Source organism: Rhodanobacter sp. UC4448_H15 (genome assembly GCF_052978265.1).
Genome location: NZ_CM129665.1, coordinates 1,168,079 through 1,184,775 on the forward strand (window position 1 = coordinate 1,168,079; position 16,697 = coordinate 1,184,775).

9 protein-coding genes are annotated in these 16,697 nt (G+C 69.1%); 4 read left to right on the plus strand and 5 right to left on the minus strand.

What is annotated here, in order from left to right; translation table 11 throughout:
• Positions 1-6: 6 nt before the first annotated feature.
• Entirely contained in the window at positions 7-1,836 is a 1,830-nt protein-coding gene (gene glmS / locus ACVCMI_RS05195; protein ID WP_447097184.1) for a glutamine--fructose-6-phosphate transaminase (isomerizing), read from the plus strand.
• Here the strand turns inward: glmS and ACVCMI_RS05200 are convergent.
• From ACVCMI_RS05200 to ACVCMI_RS05215, 4 genes are all read right to left on the minus strand, one after another.
• A complete protein-coding gene (locus tag ACVCMI_RS05200) occupies positions 1,823-3,403 on the minus strand; it encodes a glycoside hydrolase family 30 protein (protein ID WP_447097183.1) in 1,581 nt (526 codons plus the stop codon). The two genes, glmS and ACVCMI_RS05200, sit on opposite strands and share 14 nt — an antisense overlap.
• Positions 3,404-3,457: 54 nt before the next feature.
• Positions 3,458-5,485, minus strand: a complete 2,028-nt coding sequence (locus tag ACVCMI_RS05205) for a glycoside hydrolase family 3 protein (protein ID WP_447097182.1) — start codon at positions 5,483-5,485, stop codon at positions 3,458-3,460.
• A gap of 184 nt (positions 5,486-5,669) precedes the next feature.
• Complete coding sequence (locus ACVCMI_RS05210; protein ID WP_447097181.1) at positions 5,670-8,219, minus strand: TonB-dependent receptor; 2,550 nt, start codon at positions 8,217-8,219, stop codon at positions 5,670-5,672.
• 50 nt (positions 8,220-8,269) lie between these two features.
• Positions 8,270-10,288, minus strand: coding sequence for a tetratricopeptide repeat-containing sulfotransferase family protein (locus ACVCMI_RS05215; protein ID WP_447097180.1), 2,019 nt, complete (start codon positions 10,286-10,288; stop codon positions 8,270-8,272).
• A 289-nt stretch (positions 10,289-10,577) separates the two neighbouring features.
• Here ACVCMI_RS05215 and ACVCMI_RS05220 point away from each other — a divergent pair, with 289 nt between their 5' ends.
• From ACVCMI_RS05220 to ACVCMI_RS05230, 3 genes are read left to right on the plus strand one after another with little or no spacing between them, the layout of a single operon-like run.
• Entirely contained in the window at positions 10,578-11,648 is a 1,071-nt protein-coding gene (locus ACVCMI_RS05220) for an aromatic ring-hydroxylating oxygenase subunit alpha (RefSeq protein ID WP_447097179.1), read from the plus strand.
• A gap of 25 nt (positions 11,649-11,673) precedes the next feature.
• Complete coding sequence (locus ACVCMI_RS05225) at positions 11,674-13,002, plus strand: APC family permease (RefSeq protein ID WP_447097178.1); 1,329 nt, start codon at positions 11,674-11,676, stop codon at positions 13,000-13,002.
• A gap of 4 nt (positions 13,003-13,006) precedes the next feature.
• On the plus strand, positions 13,007-15,067 hold the full coding sequence (locus ACVCMI_RS05230; protein WP_447097177.1) for an oxidoreductase: 2,061 nt from the start codon (positions 13,007-13,009) through the stop codon (positions 15,065-15,067).
• 84 nt (positions 15,068-15,151) lie between these two features.
• Here ACVCMI_RS05230 and ACVCMI_RS05235 read toward each other — a convergent pair whose 3' ends face one another.
• Positions 15,152-16,564 (minus strand): mannose-1-phosphate guanylyltransferase/mannose-6-phosphate isomerase, encoded by a 1,413-nt coding sequence (locus tag ACVCMI_RS05235; protein WP_447097176.1) that lies wholly within the window; start codon positions 16,562-16,564, stop codon positions 15,152-15,154.
• Between the last annotated feature and the right edge of the window lie 133 nt (positions 16,565-16,697).

Sequence of the window (16,697 nt, forward strand, 5' to 3'; positions counted from 1 at the left end):
TTCGCCATGTGTGGAATCGTTGCCGCCGTAGCCCAACGCGATGTCGCCCCGCTGCTTATCGCCGGCCTGAAAGCGCTCGAATACCGGGGCTACGACTCCTCCGGCGTGGCCGTGCTCGACCACGGCGCGATCCGCCGCGTGCGCGCCAAGGGCAAGGTGCGCGAGATGGAGGCGCTGTACCTGGCCGACCCGCTGTCCGGCGGCACCGGCATCGCGCATACCCGCTGGGCCACGCATGGCGTGCCGAACGAGGCGAACGCGCACCCGCACATCGCCGGCCGGGTGGCGATCGTGCACAACGGCATCATCGAGAACTACGCCGGCCTGCGCGCCGAGCTGCAGGCCGCCGGCCACGTGTTCACTTCGGAAACCGACACCGAGGTGATGGCCGCGCTGATCGACCGACGCATCGGCCAGGGCCAGAACCTGCGCGAGGCGGTGCTGGCCACCGTGCGCGAGCTGGAAGGCGCCTACGCGATCGCGGTGCTCAGCAGCGACGAGCCCGATCGCGTGGTCGGCGCGCGCCGCGGCGCCCCGCTGCTGGTCGGCCTCGGCATCGGCGAGAACTTCCTCGGCTCCGACGCGCAGGCGCTGATCCAGGTCACCAACAAGATGCTGCACCTGGACGAGGACGACGTGGTGGAAATCACCCGCGACAGCGTGCAGGTGTTCGCGCTGGACGGCACGCCGGTCGAGCGCAAGGTGTACGAGAGCGAGCTTTCCACCGACGCGGTCGAGCGCGGCGAGTACCGCCACTACATGCAGAAGGAGATCTTCGAGCAGCCGCGCGCGGTGGCCGACACGCTTGAAGCGCGCATCGGCCCGCACGGCGTGCTGCCGAACATCTTCGGCATCGACAGCGAGGCGCTGCTCGCCGCCACCCGCGGCGTGCACATCATCGCCTGCGGCACCAGCTACCACGCCGGCCTCGTCGCCAAGTACTGGATCGAGGAATTCGCGCGCCTGCCGGTCGCGGTGGAGGTGGCCAGCGAGTACCGCTACCGCGAGACCGTGGTGCCGCCCGGCACGCTGTTCCTGGCAATCTCGCAGTCGGGCGAAACCGCCGACACGCTGGCCGCGATGCGCGAGTCGCGCCGACGCGGCTACCTCGGCACCCTGGTCATCTGCAACTCGCCGGAGTCGTCGCTGGTGCGCGAGGCCGACCTCAAGCTGATGACCCGCGCCGGCCCCGAGATCGGCGTGGCCTCGACCAAGGCGTTCACCACGCAGCTGGCCGGCCTGGCGCTATTGGCGCTGGAGCTGGCGCGCCGCAACGGCCTCGACGCGTCGCGCTATGCGGCGCTGTGCGAGGAGCTGCAGCGCCTGCCGCGCGCGATCGAGAACGCACTGAAGCTGGAGCCGGCGATCATCGACCTGGCCGGCGATTTCATCCATCGCCAGCATGCGCTGTTCCTCGGCCGCGGCGCGCACTACCCGGTGGCGCTGGAAGGTTCGCTCAAGCTCAAGGAAATCTCCTACATCCACGCCGAGGCCTACCCCGCCGGCGAGCTCAAGCACGGCCCGCTGGCGCTGGTCGACGAGAACATGCCGGTGGTGGCGGTGGCGCCGAACGGACCGCTGCTGGACAAGCTGAAATCCAACCTGCAGGAAGTACGCGCCCGCGGCGGTCGCCTGATCGTGTTCGCCGACGGCTCCGCCGGCATGGACGACACCGCCGGCAACGGCGTGACCCTGCGCGTGGAATCCGGCGGCAACTTCATCGCCCCCGCCGTGTTCACCGTGCCGCTGCAACTGCTCGCCTACCACGTCGCCGTGCTGCGCGGCACGGACGTGGATCAACCGCGCAACCTGGCCAAGTCGGTCACCGTGGAGTAGGGCCCGATCCGCCGGCGCTGCCCGGCGTGGCGGGTGGCGTGATCGTGGCAGCCGTGGCCGGCTTGGCCGCGACGGCTCCCGGTTGCCACACGAAGGTCGCCACGCTTTCCGCCGGCATGGTGTAGCGGAAGTCGAGCCCGCCCTGCTGCACGGAGACTTCGTGCGGCACGGTCTTGCCGTTGACCAGTATCAGCACGATCGATCCGCCGTCTGGGTTGCGGAAGGCGACGTTCTTGATGTCGTTGCCGGTGTCGGTGGACCAGATGCGCACGGCGCCGGGGTGGATGAAGCGGCTGTAATGGGCGAACGCGTAGTACTCGTCGTTGCGGCTCACCGCGCCGCTGCGCGAGTCGATCGTGACGATGCCCTTGCAGGTGTCGCAGCCGCCGAAGTGCGGGCCGTAGTTTTCGTCCAGCGCAAGGTTCCAGTACACCACGCCGCGCGCCCAGTTGCGCAGGCCGCCGAGCAGCAGGTCGCGCGCGAACCAGAGCAGTTCGCCGTGCTTGCTGGATTCCCAGTCGCCGCCGGAACACTCGGTGATGTAGGCGTCCTTGCGCGGAAAGGAGTGGTGCACGTCGCTCTGCGCGCCGGGCGTGCCGCGGTAGCAGTGCCAGGCGATGCCGTCCAGGTAGCGCGCGGCCTCGGCGTCGTAGAGCACGTCCAGCGGTTGCTGCGGTTCGTCCCAGTTGTGGTCCCAGCCGAAGATGTGCGTGGGCGGCTTGCGCCCGGCCAGTGCGGGGCCCAGGTACTGCGCGATGATGCGCGCGCGCTGCCCGGCGGAGAGCAGCATGCCGGGGTAGGTCAGCGGCACGAAGCCGGGCTCGTTCTGCAGGGTCAGCGCGAAGATCGGGATGCCGTAGCTGCGGTAGGTGTCGACGTACTTCACCAGGTACTGCGCATAGGCCGCCTCGTACTCTTCGAGCAGGCTGCCGCCGATCAGGTTGGCGCTGGTCTTCATCCACGCCGGCGCGCTCCACGGCGAGGCGATGATGCGCAGCTGCGGGTCGATCGCCAGCGTCTCCTGCACGGTGGGGATGAGGTAGGGCACGTTGGCCGCGACGTTGAAATGCTGCAGCTCGGGGTCGACCTCGCCGGCGGGCATGTCGTCCAGCGTGTACGGTTGCAGCGAGAAATCCGAGGCGCCGATGGTCAGCCGGACCATGTTGAAATCGAGCCCGGGCGGCGGGCCGAACAGTTCGAGCAGCAGCGCGTGGCGCGCCGGTGCGCTCAGCTTGTTCTGCAGCAGCCAGGCCGAGGCGTCGGTCAGTGCCGCGCCGAAGCCGACGATGGACTGGTAGGTCTTGCTGGTGTCGATGACCACGTCGGCAGGCGTCGATGTCGCGTCGCTGGCCGGCACGTCGGCCTGCCGCGCCAGCCGCAGGCGGCGATCCTGCGTGCTCAGCCACAGCTCGATGCCGGGGCCGCTCGGTTGCGCGACCGGCGCGGCGGGGAGGACGATCGGCGCTGCCGGGCGCTGCGCCACCCGCAGCGCGAGCAGCGCCAGCAGCGAGATCAGCGCGAACGACGCGATGGCGAACCAGCGCGGGACACCGCGAGCGTCATCCATGCAGCATGCCGGCCGGAGGCGTGGTCTGGGGCGGCATGGGGGAGACGCCGGTCGTCACGGCGTGCCCGGCTTGGCACAGGCGTGGATCGCCGACCAGGTGGGCAGCGTTTCCACCTCGTGCGCCGCCGCGTAGCGCAGCCCGTAGCCGGGAGCGAACAGCCAGGCCCGGTCGTGGTCGGCGCTCTGGTACGGGCAGGGCAGGCCGGGCCAGGGCATCGGCAGCGTGCCGTGGAAATCGTGCGGCCCTGCGCCACCGGCGTGGGCGAACAGCACGTCCGCCACGCCGCCGCCTTCGGTGCCCGGCAGCCACGCTGCGACGAAGGCATCGGACAGGTTGAGCAGGTCGTTGACGAACAGCGGTCGCCCGGACACGAACACCGTCACCACCGGCTTGTGCGCCTTGGCCACGGCCTGCAGCACGGCGAGATCCTCCGGGTAGCGATCGCTGTGGCGCAGCGTGGCCGGCAACGTGATGTCGCCTTTCATCTCCGCGTACGGGGTTTCCCCGATCACCGCCACGATGGCGTCGAAAGGTGCAAGGTCGATGCCGGCGGCGGTCGGGCTGTAGCTGACGTTCGCGGCGCCGTCGGCGGCGCGGATGCCGGCCAGGATCGTCTCGCCGTGCGGGAAGTCGGCGTTGCCGTTGTCGTTGCCCTGCCAGCTCAGCGACCAGCCGCCGGCCTGATTCGGCAGGCTGTCGGCGCTCTTGCCGACCACCAGGATCTTCGCGCCGGCCCGCAGCGGCAGCGCGCGGTGGTTGTTCTTCAGCAGCACCAGCGACTCGCGTACCGCGCGGCGCGCCAGCTCGCGATGCTGCAGGGCGGTGGCGTCGCCGGCGCCTTGTCGCTGCGAGGGCCGCTTGCCGAACAGGCCCATGCGCAGCTTGGCGCGCACGATCCGGCTGACCGCGTCGTCGATGCGGCTGATCGGGATCTGGCCGTCCTCGACCTGCCGGGTGGTGTTGGAGATGAAGGCCTGCCAGTCGTCGGGCACCATCACCATGTCGATGCCGGCGTTGATCGCCTGCGCGCAGCTGGCGTTGTTGCAGCCGGGCAGCTGGCCGATCGCGTTCCAGTCGGATACCACGAAGCCGTCGAAGCCCATCTTCTCCTTGAGCACGCCGGTGAGCAGCGCGCGGGCGCCGGACATCTTGCCGTAGTCGATCCCGTCGGCCACGTCGTCCCAGCTGTTGTAGGACGCCATCACGCTGAGCACGCCGGCGCGCAGCGCGCCGAAGTAGCCGGCGCCGTGCACGTTGATCATGTCCTGCCGGCTGACCCGGGCCTGGCCCTCGTCGACGCCGTTCCAGGTGGCGCCGTCGCCGATGAAGTGCTTGGCGGTGGCCATCACGTGGTGATCGTCGAAGTCGCCCTGCAGCCCGGTGACATAGGCGCGCGCGTACTCGCGCACCAGCGGCGCCTCGCTGGAAAAGCTCTCGTAGGTGCGGCCCCAGCGCACGTTCTGCGCCACCGCCAGGGTCGGCGCGAAGGCCCAGTCGATGCCGGTGGCGCGCACCGCCCTGGCGGTGGCCCGGCCGATCGCCTCGACCAGCGCCGGGTCGTGCGCCGCGCCCAGGCCGATGTTGTGCGGGAACAGGGTGGCGCCGAACACGTTGTTGTCGCCATGCACCGCGTCGGTGCCCCAGACCACCGGGATCTGCACCTTCGCATCGGTGGCCATCGAGGCGTCGCGGTAACGGTCGGCCAGGGCGAGCCAGTCGCCGATGCCGGCGTGCTTGTTCTTCCCCGGCCAGGAACCGCCGCCGTTGAGCACCGAGCCGATGTAGTACTGCTTCACCTGCGCCGGCGTGATCGACTTGATCTCGGCCTGGGTCATCTGGCCGATCTTCTGCGCCAGCGTCATGCCGGCCACGATCGCGCGCACGCGCTGCTCCAGCGCCGGGTCGGCACCCGACGGGCCGCGTATCGACGGCCAGTCCCGGTAATGGGTCGGGCCGGGCGGGGCGTCGGCGACCGGCGCCTGATGCGCTGGCGAGGGGCCGGTATCGGCGGCGGGGGCGCTGCCGGCGCAGGCCAGCAGCAGGGGCAGGGAGAAAAACCACGGGCAGCGGATACGAACCATGGGAAAGCCTCATCGCGTGGACCATCGCCCGGCAAGATCCTCGCGCGCGCGGCGCGGGCAGGTGAACGATGCCGTCCACGCCACTTTAGCGCGCTCGCGGAGCGCCTGATTCGATTCTGCGTCACATCACGCGCGACGGCATGGCCGCTGCCCGCATGAGCAGGCAGCGGCGTGTCGCGGACGGCTAGAAGTCCTGCTTGAAGCGGATGCCGATGGTGCGCGGCAGGCTGTAGCCGGTGTAGACTTGGCCGTTCGGGTACTGCGCCACCACGCCGTGCGCGCCGCAGACGTCGACGCCGCACTCGGTGTACTTGTATTGCGCGGCGCGCTTGTCGAAGGCGTTGTTGATGTAGACGTCGGCCGACCAGCTGCCTTTCTGCACGCCGGCGGACAGGTCCAGCGTGTTGTACGCGGGCAGGTCGCCGAGCAGCGCGCGTTCGCTCAGGCGAAGGTCGGTCGTGCGCTTGCCGACGTGGACCAGCGCCGCCTGCACGAACGCATCGCTGTCACCGAGGGTGAAGCTGTAGTGCGCGATCAGGTTGCCCTTGAACTTCGGCGTGATCGGCAGCTGGGTGCCCTTGGGCGCCAGTGGCCCGGACACCACGCTGCCGTCCTGCGGGTTGAGCGAGCCGGGCGGGCAGTCGGTGATCGGGCGTCCGCTGGCGTCGGTGAAGCCGCAGTAGTTGGCGGTGAGTCGCGCGCGGTACAGCGCCCAGCCGGCGGTCAGCTGCAGGTTGTAGGTGGCCTGCCAGTTCAGTTGCGACTCGAGGCCTTCGATGCGCGCGGAGTTGGCGTTCTTGATTTCGGTGAGGCCGTTCGCGCCCAGGATCGGGAACTGGAAATCGTTCCAGGTTTCGCGGAACACCGCACCGTTGAAGGACACCCGGTTGTCCAGCCACGAGGTCTTCCAGCCCAGCTCCTGGTTGATCAGGAAATCGGCATGGTACGGCAGCAGGGTGCCGCGCCGGTTGACGCCGCCGGGGCGGAAGCCTTCCGAGCGGGTGGCGTAGATCATCTTGGTGTCGCTGATGTTCCAGGTCAGGTTGAACTTGGTGAGGTTGCCGCTCTCCTTCACCCGCTTGTCGAAGTCCAGGCACGGCGCGCCCATGAACGGCTCGGGCGACACGCAGGCGGCCTCGCCCTGGCTGGAGGAGAAGCCCGCGCCGTAGCCGAAGTAGCCGTACAGCTGGTTGCTGGTGCGGTAGTAGCGTTCGCCGACGGTGCCGGTGAGCACGTCGGGGATGAAATCCCACGACAGTTCGCCGAACAGCGCCTCGTCGCGGTCGTAACGCATCTGCCGGGTCAGCCAGATGGTGTCGTTCCAGCCGGTGACGGAGATCGCGTCGGCCAGGCCGTCGACCTGGTAGTTCTGCAGGATGTCGTGCTTCTGCTTCTGCCAGAAGGCGCCGGCGACCAGGCGCAGGCGATCGTCCGCCGGCGAGACCAGGCGCAGCTCGTGGCTGCTGTTGGTGTAGCCGTCGCGGTCGCTGATGTGCTGCGAAGGATTGACCAGCGCGCCGTTGTTGTCATAGAAGGACGCGCCGGAGCCGTACAGCGCGTCGTACCAGAAGCCGTAGTCGCTGTAGTCGGTCTGTTCCTCCTGGTTGCGCTTGAGGTGCGCGTAGGCATAGGTCAGGTCGAAGTTGCCGATCTTGCCCTGCACGGTCAGCGCACCCTGCCACCAGCGGTCGTTGACGCGCTCGGGGTAGAAGTGCGTGACCGCCAGGTCGCCCACCGCCGGGTCGCTGGCGAAGTTGCCGTGCGAGATGGTCTGCTGCCCCATCAGCATCGGCGTGATCGACCAGTTGTCGTCGAGGTCGACCTTCAGCGCGGCGCGCGCGCCGGTGATGTTGGCGTCGTTGTAATTGTCCTTGGCATGGCCGACGCACTGGAACGCCGACGAGGGCGAGGTTCCGCTCGCCGTGCAGTCGGGCGCGTTGCTGATGGTGATGCCCGAGGTGGGGAAGGTGCGCGAGCCGGCCTTGTTGTCGATGTAGCCGGCGTCGTGCTCGCGCCAGCCGACCAGGCGGATCGCAGCCTTCGAGTTGATCGGCAGGTTGAGCATGCCCTCGGCCGTGTAGCCGATGCCGCCGTGCGCGAGCGTGTCCACGCCCAGGCTGTAGCCGGCCGCGTAACCGCTGGGGTCGGGCTTGTTGGTGATGATGCGCAAGGCGCCGGCCTCGGCGCTGGCGCCGTACAGCGTGCCCTGCGGGCCGGCCAGCACCTCGATGCGGGCGATGTCGTACATGTGGATGTCGAGCGGACCCTGGATCGTCGTCACCGGCTGGTCGTCGAGGTACACGCCCACGCTCGGCTGCGAGCCGGAGTGGTTGGTATTGCCGCCGCTGGTCACGCCGCGCATGTAGATCGAGACGAAGCCGGGGCCGGTGGCGATGCCGCCGCCGCCCTGCTGGAACGTCACGCTGGGCAAGTACTTCACGTAGTCGTCGAAGCTCTTCACGTGCAGCGCTTCGAGCTGGTCGGTGGCCAGCACGTCCATGCTGATCGGCACCTTCTGCAGGTTCTCTGTGCGCTTCTGCGCGGTCACCGTGACCACGCCGAGCGTGGTGGTTTTCTGTTTTGCCGATGACGTGGTGTCGGGCGGCGTGGACTGCCCGGTGTCCTGCGCCACGGCGGGTGCCGCCATGGCGAGGCAGATGGCGGCTGCCAGCGGCAACCGGATCAACGTTGCCCGCCGGGCGTTCATGACCTGTCTGGACCTGCTTGTGTGCATGCGATCTCCCCTTGTCCGGTGAACGGCAAACCAACCAAACCCCCAACCTTTCAGATGAACCCTGGCACCTCGGGATAGCTGTGCAGCACCGGCCCGAGAGCGCGTTCCAGCGGCCCCAGCCACGGCGCAAACCGGCGCCAGTGGTCCACGCCTTCGCGATAGATCGGTCGGCGCACCTGCTCCGAACTGGCGGTGTGCACCGGCCGCGGGTTCTCGAAGAAGCGCAGGCACGCGTCCTCGAACGGCAGGCCGCAATAATCGAGCAGGCGGCGAACCTCGCCCTCGGTGTCCGCCACCATGCGCTCGTAGAACACGCGGTGGATGCGCCCGGGCAGCACCGTGTCGAAGTGCGCCATCAGGCGGACATAGTCGCGGTAGTAGCGCCCGACATCCTCGAGGTCGTAGCTGAAACTCTGCCCGCGCGCGAAGTGCTGCTTGAACGCCGAGAAGCAGCACGCCAGCGGATGCCGGCGCGCGTCGATGATCTTTGCATTCGGCAGCATGAGGTGGATCAGGCCGACGTGCATGAAGTTGTTCGGCATCTTGTCGATGAACAGCGGTGCCGCGGTCTTGCGCTGGATGCGGGTGTGCGCGAGGTAGTGCTCGCCGAGCGCGCGCAGCGCGTCGGCGTCGAGCGCGGCCAGCGCATCGTGGTAGGGCGTCGCGCTGTCGACCTCGCTCTGCCGGCGCAGGCTGCGGGAGATCGAGGCGACTTCGGGCAGCTCCATCGTGCCTTCGACCTGGCTGTGGCTGGACAGGATCTGCTCGATCAGGGTGGAGCCGGCGCGCGGCAGCCCGACCACGAAGATCGGATCGCGCGCCGGGCAACCCATGCCCGCGCGCGTGGCAAAGAACTCGCCGGTGTAGTGCGCGCAGGCGCGGGTCACCCGTGCGCTGGTCTCGTCCGCGCTGTAGTGCAGTTGCGCGCGGCGGATCGCGTTGCCGCGGGCGTAGTGGGCGAACGACTCCGCGCAGGCGTCGGCGTCCTCGCGCGCCTTGCCCATGGCGAACTCCAGGTGCAGGCGGTCCTCGTCCGACAGGTCGCTGCGCGCCAGCTGGTCGCTCATGGTGGCGAGGTCGGCCGCGCTGAAGCGGAAGGTCTTGAGGTTGGCCAGGCTCCACCAGACTTCGCCGAAGGAGGGCAGGCGTTCCACGCTGTGCCGGTAGGCGGCGATCGCGCGGTCGCCGAAGCCGGCGGTCTTCAGCGCGTGGCCGTAGCTCATCCACAGGCGCGGGTTGTCGGGGTAGCGCTGCACCAGGTCGGCGTAGATCGCGATGGCCGGCTCGTAATCGCCGATGCGGCACAACACCACCGCCTTGAGGTTGCGGTAGGCCGGGTGCTGCGGGTCGTTCGCCAGCAGGTGTTCGATCTGCGCCAGTGCCTGCTCGGGCTGGTTGCTGCGATGCAGGACCATGGCGTAGTGCTGACGTGCGGCGTCGAAACCGGGGGCCAGTTCGAGGCAGCGTGCGAGCAGGTTCAGCGCATCCTCGTTGCGGCCCACGCGGGCGGCGACTTCGGCGAACATGCGGATCGCCGCGACGTCGGTGGGCGCCTGTTTGAGATGCTCGCGCAGCAGCGCCTCGGCCTGCGGGATGCGGCCTTCGGCGAGCGCCACGGCGGCGCCCATCAGGCGCGGGTCGTGGGTGGAATGCAGCACGTGCCGGGCGTAGGCGGCGTCGGCCGCGTCCTGCTCGCCGGCTGCCATCAGGTGGTCGCCGAGTTCGCGCCAGGCTTGCGGCAGGTCGGGTTTCAGGGCGACCGCGCGGCGCAGCGCGGCGATCGCCTCCTCGCCGCGGCCGAGCCGGCCCAGCACCACGCCCAGGTCGAGCTGCAGCGCCGCCCATGTCGGTTGCGACGGCGCCAGCGGAAGCAGGATGTCGAGCGCGGCCTGGGCATCGCCCTGGCGCAAGTGCGCGGCTGCCAGCAGTTGCAGCGCCAACGGATGCGCGCCGGCCACTTGCAGGATCTCCTCCAACTGCTCCACTGCCAGCGCGGGGTCGCGTTGCAGCAGCCGCTCCGCGTGCGCCAGCGCCTGTTCCAGCGTGCCGCTGGCCGACGCCGCGATCATGCGTCGCCTCGTCGCGGCGACGAAAACGGCCCACGCGGTGCGATGGGGCGAAGTGGCGACAGCAGTACGGCGCCTGGCATGGACGGCAGCGGCTTCTCGCAGGTTTCACCGCAATCTACAACCGAATCCGGCCGGTAGATAGGGGTGCCGGATCGTACCGGCCGGCCGGGCGTCAGTGCGGTTGCCGCCGGTTCGGCACAAGCGCTAGGCTCAGCGGGGCGCCCCTGCCGGGACGGGCGGGCGGCGCCGGCCGGGTTGTTTGCGGCCATCCAACCGGGGACAGCAATCCATGCACACCGACACCGTCGCTGAACCGCTCGACCGCGCGCACGCCTTGCCCGCGCGCTACTACGCGGGGGAGGCGATGCTGGCGATGGAGCTGCGCGCGGTGTTCGCGCGCAGCTGGCAACTGGTCGCGCAGCAGGGGCAGCTGGCCGGGCCCGGTGACCACGCGGTCGAACAGGTCGCCGGCGTGCCGTTGCTGCTGGTGCGCGGCGAGGACGGCGTGCTGCGTGCCTTCCCCAATGTCTGCCGCCACCGCGCCGGTCCGCTGGCGCTGTGCGACGGCAAGGGCGCGCGGGCGCTGCACTGCAAGTACCACGGCTGGACCTACACCCTCGACGGCCAGCTGCGCAGCGCGCCGGAAATGCAGGGCGCCGCCGATTTCCGCGTGGAGGACATCCGCCTGCCGCCGTACCGCGTGCACGAGTGGCAGGGGCTGGTGTTCGTCGCGCTGGACGAGGAGGTGCCGCCGTTCGAGCAGGTCTACGGCGGCATCGCCGAGCGCATCGCGCCGATCGACCTGGCGGCGATGCGCTACCTGCGCCGCGACACCTACGACATCGACTGCAACTGGAAGGTCTATGTCGACAACTTCCTCGAGGGTTACCACCTGCCGCACGTGCATCCGGGCCTGTCGAAGGTGCTGGACTATCGCGCCTACGACACCGAGCTGTTCGCGTGGCACTCGCTGCAGTCCTCGCCATTGCGCAACAGCACCGACATCTACGGCGACGGCGAGGCGTTCTATTACTTCGTCTACCCCAACGTGATGCTCAACATCATGCCCGGCCGGCTGCAGACCAACCGCATCCTGCCGCTGGGTCCGGATCGCTGCCGCATCGTGTTCGACTACTACTACGCGCAGGACGCCGCGGCGCAGGCGCGCATGGAGGCCGACCGCAGCTTCAGCGACGAGGTGCAGAACGAGGACATCGGCATCTGCGAAGCGGTGCAGCGCGGGCTGGCTTCCGGCGCCTACCGTCCGGGCCGGCTCAACCCGAAGCGCGAGAGCGGCGTGTGGCATTTCCAGAACCTGTTGCGCGCGGCATACGCGGGACCGGCCGGCGAGTCGGCATGAGCGCGCCGGCCGTGGCGGTGGCGGGATGGAGCAGCTAGCCGCCATGCACGATCGCCAGCGGATCGGCTTCTGGACCTGCACCGCGCTGGTGGTCGGCAACGTGATCGGCATGGGCATCTTCCTGCTGCCGTCCTCGCTGGCGCCGTACGGGTTCAACGCGCTGATCGGCTGGGGCATCACCCTGCTCGGTTGTCTCACCCTGGCGCGGGTGTTCGCGCACCTTTCCGCGGCGCTGCCGGGCGCGGACGGTCCCTACGGCTACGTGCGCGAGACGCTCGGGGACCTGCCAGCCTACATGGCGATGTGGGCCTACTGGGTTTCGCTGTGGCTGACCAATGCCGCGCTGGCCACCGGCGTGGTCGGCTACCTCACCGTGGTGGTGCCCGGCCTCGCGGAGGTGCCGTCGATGGCGTTCGCACTGGCGCTGGTGTGGCTGTTCGTGCTGGTCAACCTGCTCGGCGTGCGCACCGGCGGCGTGGTGCAGATCGTCACCACGGCGCTGAAATTGCTGCCGATGCTGGCGATCGCCGCGCTCGGCGGCTGGGTGCTGCTCAGCTCGCCGGGCAGCTACGTGGCGCATCCGCCGACCACGCCGGTAAGCTTCGGCGGCGTGATGGCGGCCTCCACCATCGCGCTGTTCGCGATGCTCGGCATCGAATCGGCCAGCATTCCGGCCGAGCGCGTCGACGACCCCGGTCGCACGATTCCGCGCGCGACGATGGCCGGCGCGGTGGTGGTCGCGGCAATCTACCTGGTGGTCTGCGCGGTGCCGCTGCTGCTGATCCGGCAGGACGTGCTGGCCAGCGCCGGCGCGCCGTTCGCGTTGTTGATGGAACAGTTCGGCGCGGCCGGCTCCGGCCGCTGGCTGGCACTGTTCGTGGTGGTCAGCGGGCTCGGTGCGCTGAACGGATGGACCCTGCTGGCCGGCCAGCTGACCCGCACCATGGCTGCCAACGGCGTGCTGCCGTCGCTGCTCATGCGCGGCAACCGGCACGGTGCGCCGACGACCGCGCTGGTGGTCACCGGCGTGCTTGCCTCCGTGATGGTGTGGATGAGCTACAGCAGTTCGCTGGTGGCCGCGTTCACCTTCATCACGCTGCTGGTGACCGCAGCGAACCTGCCGCTGTACCTGGCCTGCGCGCTGGCGCTCGCGGTGTTGTGGCGGCGTGGTGCCGCGCCGTGCCGCGGGCGTGGCGTGCTGCTGGTCGCCGTGATCGCCACGCTGTACGTGGTCTATGCCTTCATCGGCATCGGCGGGGCGCCGTTCGTCTACGCCCTCGGCCTGATCGCGGCCGGGTTGCCCCTGTATTTCTTCATGCGACGTCGTGGCGCGACCGCGGCGACCAAGGCCTGAACCCATGCGCGACCCGCGTTACGACCTCCTGTTCACCCCGCTCAAGATCGGTCCGGTGACCGCGAAGAACCGCTTCTTCCAGGTGCCGCATTGCAACGGCATGGGCCACGCGATGCCGCTGGCGCATGCGGCGATGCGCGAGGTGAAGGCCGAGGGCGGCTGGGCGGTGGTCTCCACCGAGGAGTGCGAGATCCACCCCAGCGGCGATCTCACCCCGTACGTCGAGGCGCGGCTGTGGGACGACCGCGACATCCCCGCGCTGGCGCTGATGTGCGACAAGGTGCATGCGCACGGCGCGCTGGCCGCGCTGGAACTCACCCACAACGGACCCACCGCCTCCAACCTCTATTCGCGCGAGGTGCTGATCGCGCCGTCGCACCAGCCGACCAAGTACGGCTACCCGCACCAGGCGCGGGCGATGACGCAACACGACATCCGCGAGTACCGTCGCTGGCATCGCGAGGCGGCGATCCGCGGCAAGCGCGCGGGCATGGACATCATCTACGTCTACGCCGCGCACGACCTGTCGCTGGCGATGCACTTCCTGCAGCGCCGGCGCAACCAGCGCAGCGACGCATACGGTGGCTCGCTGGAGAACCGCGTACGGCTGCTGCGCGAAGTGCTGGTGGATACGAAGGAAGCGGTCGGCGACACCTGCGCCGTGGCGCTGCGCTTCGCCACCGAGGAACTGCTGGGGCCGGGCGGCGTCGAACTGGCCGAGGCGAAGGAGATCGTCGCCATGCTGGCCGAGCTGCCCGACCTGTGGGACGTGAACCTTGCCGCCTGGTACAACGACTCGGTGCCCTCGCGCTTTGCCGCGGAGGGCGCGCAGGAGCCGTTCATCGACTTCGTGAAGCAAACCACCAGCAAGCCGGTGGTGGGCGTGGGCCGCTTCACTTCCCCCGACACCATGGTGTCGCAACTCAAGCGCGGCGTGCTGGACCTGATCGGCTGCGCGCGCCCGTCGATCGCCGACCCGTTCCTGCCGCGCAAGATCGAGGAAGGTCGCGTCGACGATATCCGCGAATGCATCGGCTGCAACATCTGCGTCTCCGGCGACATGACCATCTCGCCGATCCGCTGCACGCAGAATCCGACCATGGGCGAGGAGTGGCGCAAGGACTGGCACCCGGAACGCATCGCGCCGAAACGCTCGGCGGCGCGCGTGCTGGTGGTCGGCGCCGGCCCTGCCGGGCTGGAAGCGGCGCGTGCGCTGGGCCAGCGCGGCTACGAGGTGAGCCTGGCCGAGGCGCGCAAGGAACTCGGCGGCCGCGTCACCCGCGAATCGCGCATGCCGGGCCTGGCCGAATGGGCGCGCGTGCGCGACTGGCGCGTCGGCCAGATCCGCAAGCTGGCGAATGTGGCCGTCTATCTCGATTCCGCACTCACGGCGCAAGACGTGCTCGACTTCGGCGCCGACCACGTGGTGCTGGCCACCGGCTGCCACTGGCGCCGCGACGGCTACGGCCGCAGCCACGGCGCGGTCATCGACGGCTTCCCCGACAACCCGCGCGTGTTCACGCCCGACGACCTGATGGACGGCCGTCTGCCCGAGGGCCGCGTGGTGGTGTTCGACGACGACGGTTTCTATTACGCGGGCATCGCCGCCGAAACCTTGCGCCTGCGCGGTTGCGAGGTGACGTATCTGACGCCGGAAGACAGCGTCGCGCCGTGGAGCCAGCACACGCTGGACTACCGGCATATCCGCAAACGGATGGCCAAACTCGGCATCGAGGCGATCGTGTCGCACGACATCGTCGGCTACGCCGGCTGCACGCTCAGCGTCGAAAACGTGTGGGACCACCGGCACTGCGACCTGGCCTGCGACGCCATCGTCACCGTGACCGCCCGCATGCCGGACGATGCGCTGTACCAGCAACTGCTGGAACGCGAAGCGGAATGGCCCGCCACCGGGCTGCACTCGCTGCGCTGCATCGGCGACGCCGAGGCCCCCGGCCTGATCGCCCATGCGGTCTACGCCGGCCACCGCTACGCGCGCGAACTGGAAGAACCTGTTGCCGCCGGCGTCCCGTTCAAGCGGCACTTCCACGTCGCAGAGACATAGGGGCGCACTTTGTGCGCGTTGCCTTTGCGCACGTGACGAGGAGCATCGCGCACAAGGTGCGCTCCTGCAGGGTCCTGGGTGCCCTCACGCCCGGCCGTAGACATCGTCGTAGCGCACGATGTCGTCTTCGCCGAGATAACTGCCGGATTGCACCTCGATCAGTTCCAGCGTCACCTTGCCCGGATTGCGCAGACGGTGCTTGCTGCCCAGCGGAATGTAGGTGCTCTGGTTTTCGCCGAGCAGGAACACCTTGTCGTCGCAGGTGACCTCGGCAGTGCCGGAGACCACGATCCAGTGTTCGGCGCGATGGTGGTGCTTTTGCAGGCTCAGCGAGGCGCCGGGCTTGACCTGGATGCGCTTGACCTGGAAGCGCTCGCCAGCCTCCAGCGAGTCGTAATTGCCCCACGGGCGATGCACCACGCGATGCAGCGAATGCTCGCTGCGGCCGGCGGCCTTGAGCTGTTCGACGATCTTCTTCACGTCCTGCGCCGCGTCACGGTGCGCCACCAGGGTGGCGTCCGGCGTGGTCACCACGATCAGGTCGTCGACACCGACGGTGGCAAGCAAGTGGCGATCGTGCGAGCGGAGCAGCGAGTTGCGCGTGTCCACGGTCAGCGTGTCGCCCTCGCGCAGGTTGCCCGCGGCGTCCTTGTCGCCGGTGAGCCACAGCGCCGACCACGAGCCGATGTCGCTCCATCCGCAGCTGACCGGTACCACGGCGGCGCGCGCGGTCTTTTCCATCACCGCGTAGTCGATCGAATTGTCCGGCACCTGTGCGAACGCGTCGCGATCGATGCGCACGAAGTCGAGATCGACCGTGGCCTTGGCATGTGCTGCGCGCACGGCCTCCAGCATCGCCGGCGCGTGTGTGGCCAACTCCTCCAGATAGCGTGACGCCCTGAACAGGAACATGCCCGAGTTCCAGTCGTAGCCGCCGTCGGCGAGGTAGGACTCCGCCTTTGCGAGACTGGGCTTTTCGACGAACTGCCCGACGCGGAAACCATGCCCGTCGATCGCCTCGGCACGGCGGATGTAGCCGAAGCCGGTCTCCGGGCGATCCGGGCGGATGCCGAACGTGGCCAGCCAGCCGTCCTTCGCCAATGGCATTGCCTGCGCCACCGCCGCGGTGAATGCGGTAGTGTCGCCGATCAGATGATCGGCCGGCAGCACCAGCAGCAATGCGTCGGGATCGTGCTGCAGTGCCTGCAGCGCGCCCAGCGCGATCGCCGGCGCGGTGTTCCGTGCCAGCGGTTCCAGCACGATCGTGGCGCCTTCGATGCCTGCTTCCAGCAACTGGTCGGCGGCGAGAAAGCGGTGATCCTCGCTGGCCACCACGATCGGCGCGGCCACCTCCGGCAGCGCGCGGGTGCGCGCGACGGTCTGCTGGAACAACGTGCCCTTGCCGGCCAGTTCGAGGAACTGCTTGGGCAGGTTCCTGCGCGACACCGGCCACAACCGGGTGCCGCTGCCGCCGCTGAGGATGAGGGGGATCAACATGAGTTCGACGTTCCTGGCCGGATGTTACGTGTAGGAGCGCACCCTGTGCGCGATGTATCTTCATCACGTCACGAAAAGCGTCGCGCACAGGATGCGCCCCTACGCAGGGAGAGCTGTGCGGATTGCTCATTAT

What these genes read in the sequence shown, in the direction of transcription:
- glmS (WP_447097184.1), top strand. Translation starts at nt 7, where the DNA reads ATGTGTGGAATCGTTGCCGCCGTAGCCCAACGCGATGTCGCCCCGCTG.
- ACVCMI_RS05200 (WP_447097183.1), bottom strand. Translation starts at nt 3,403, where the DNA reads ATGGATGACGCTCGCGGTGTCCCGCGCTGGTTCGCCATCGCGTCGTTC.
- ACVCMI_RS05205 (WP_447097182.1), bottom strand. Translation starts at nt 5,485, where the DNA reads ATGGTTCGTATCCGCTGCCCGTGGTTTTTCTCCCTGCCCCTGCTGCTG.
- ACVCMI_RS05210 (WP_447097181.1), bottom strand. Translation starts at nt 8,219, where the DNA reads ATGCACACAAGCAGGTCCAGACAGGTCATGAACGCCCGGCGGGCAACG.
- ACVCMI_RS05215 (WP_447097180.1), bottom strand. Translation starts at nt 10,288, where the DNA reads ATGATCGCGGCGTCGGCCAGCGGCACGCTGGAACAGGCGCTGGCGCAC.
- ACVCMI_RS05220 (WP_447097179.1), top strand. Translation starts at nt 10,578, where the DNA reads ATGCACACCGACACCGTCGCTGAACCGCTCGACCGCGCGCACGCCTTG.
- ACVCMI_RS05225 (WP_447097178.1), top strand. Translation starts at nt 11,674, where the DNA reads ATGGAGCAGCTAGCCGCCATGCACGATCGCCAGCGGATCGGCTTCTGG.
- ACVCMI_RS05230 (WP_447097177.1), top strand. Translation starts at nt 13,007, where the DNA reads ATGCGCGACCCGCGTTACGACCTCCTGTTCACCCCGCTCAAGATCGGT.
- ACVCMI_RS05235 (WP_447097176.1), bottom strand. Translation starts at nt 16,564, where the DNA reads ATGTTGATCCCCCTCATCCTCAGCGGCGGCAGCGGCACCCGGTTGTGG.